This window comes from Streptomyces sp. NPDC057654 (assembly GCF_042800135.1).
GTDB lineage: Bacteria > Actinomycetota > Actinomycetes > Streptomycetales > Streptomycetaceae > Streptomyces.
In genome coordinates this window covers 1-1,763 of record NZ_JBHVHQ010001264.1, presented here as the reverse complement: position 1 = coordinate 1,763, position 1,763 = coordinate 1, and the positions used below count along the sequence as shown (strand labels likewise).

At 65.2% G+C, this 1,763-nt stretch carries 2 protein-coding genes; both read left to right on the top strand.

The features are described from left to right. Positions 1-164 precede the first annotated feature (164 nt). Entirely contained in the window at positions 165-1,034 is an 870-nt protein-coding gene (locus tag ACFU99_RS42690) for a GntR family transcriptional regulator (protein ID WP_384403920.1), read from the top strand. Further along, the gene (locus ACFU99_RS42685; protein ID WP_384403917.1) at positions 1,021-1,707 is read left to right on the top strand and encodes an HAD family hydrolase; all 687 of its coding nucleotides are present in this window, start codon (positions 1,021-1,023) and stop codon (positions 1,705-1,707) included. The genes ACFU99_RS42690 and ACFU99_RS42685 overlap by 14 nt, the downstream gene beginning before the upstream one ends. Positions 1,708-1,763 lie beyond the last annotated feature (56 nt).

The following is a 1,763-nucleotide window of genomic DNA, read 5'->3' as shown; positions in this document are numbered from 1 at the left end:
CCTGAGCGGGGCCCTTGACGTGCGGATGCGCGCAGCCGGCAGCTAGCCAGACCATCCTGGCTAGCCCGGTGGGCGCAGATTCAACGTAGGCATCATGGCTAGTCATGTCAACACCTGTCTAACCTGACTGCCCTAATGGCGGTGTGGCACGTAGCATCGGGGACATGGCCTTCACCCCAGAGCCCCTGGACCCGGACGACGACCGGCCGCCTTACGAGCAGGTGGCGAGCAACCTCGGCGCAGCCATCCGCACCCGGCGCCTGGCCCCGGGGGACAAGTTGCCTTCTCACAAGGTGCTGACCGAGCACTTCGGATTCGCCCGCGCCACGATCCAGCGCGCGATCCGAGACCTCGAAGACGACGGCCTTGTCGTCTCCCGCAAAGGCAGCGGCGTCTTCGTGCGGAGCCGGACCGAGCGGCCGGCCGGGCTGCGGCCGTACGTCGAGCAAGCCTTCGCCGCCGAGAGAGTCACCATCGACTTCGCCGGCTTTTCGAGCGAGACCCTGCACGGTGCCCTGCAAGAACCGCTGGACAAGATCCGCGTAGGGCGGCTGACGCCGACCAGCGTCGAGATCAGGATCCTGGTCCCTGACATGGAGGTCCCCCAGGCCGCTCCCGTGCGCAAGGCGGACTGCGCCGACGATCCGCGGCTGCGCCACCGGATGCGCGACATCATGCTCGGCTACACCCGGAGTATCTCGGACGCGGTGAGCGAGCTGAGTCACCTCGGCCTGATCTCCGAGGGCAAGGTAAGCGTTCGCGTGCACAGCGGAACGCAGTTCTTCAAGCTCTACGTGATCAACGAATCGGACGTCTTCTTCGGGTATTACCCGATCCAGCCCAACAAGGTCGTCGCTCAGGGCGAAGCCATCGAAATCTTCGACTTCGTCGGCAAAGACGCGACGCTCTTCCACCACTCGGTGAACGATGGGGAGCCCTCGGATGGGGCACAGCAGGTCGATCAGGCACGCATGTGGTTCGACAGCGTATGGAACACCATCGGAAGGGATTACAACCCTGATGGCGAGCGATAGCCTCACCGCCACGGTCGCGGCTTGCGAAGTCGTTCTCTTCGACTTCGACGGGCCTATCTGCGACGTATTCTCTGGACTGCCGGCCCCCGAGGTGGCTGACCAGTTGAGCAGCGTCATCGCTGCTCATGACGCCGAACTGGCCGCGAAGGCGGCTGCGACGGACGACCCCATCGAGGTCTTGCGGATTTCGCAGCAGGGCGGTCCTGCGCTGCTCGCCTCTGTTGAGAAGGAACTGATCGCGGCGGAGTTGTCAGCGGTCGCAGTTGCGGGAGATCCCGTTGAGGGCGCCGTCGATGCGCTGCGCGCTGCTTGCGAATCCGGTCGCGAGGTTGTCGCCGTCAGCAATAACTCGGCCGAGTGCGTACGTGAATTCCTCGGCAGTCATGGACTGTTGGACCTCGTGCGAGACGTCGTGGGGCGTCCGAAGGGGCGGCCGGATCTGATGAAGCCGGACCCGTACCCCATCTCCGAGGCCATTCGCGCGCTGGCCGCGGTGCCTGCGCGCTGCGTTCTGGTCGGCGACTCCGTCACCGACGTCGAAGCCTCGCACGCAGCGAACACGATGGCCATTGGCTTCGCGAATAAGCCTGGGAAGGCTGCGGCTCTTTCGGCGGCGGGTGCGGGGGCTGTCATCACGAATATGAGAGCGCTCGCGGAAGCTCTCCGCGAGTGAGGTTGGTGCGCGGCAAGCGAGCACAGAAGTCGAGCCGACCGGGAATTCTCCCGGGC

Coding starts and splice junctions, on each gene's coding strand:
- ACFU99_RS42690 (WP_384403920.1), top strand. CDS start 165: ATGGCCTTCACCCCAGAGCCCCTGGACCCGGACGACGACCGGCCGCCT.
- ACFU99_RS42685 (WP_384403917.1), top strand. CDS start 1,021: ATGGCGAGCGATAGCCTCACCGCCACGGTCGCGGCTTGCGAAGTCGTT.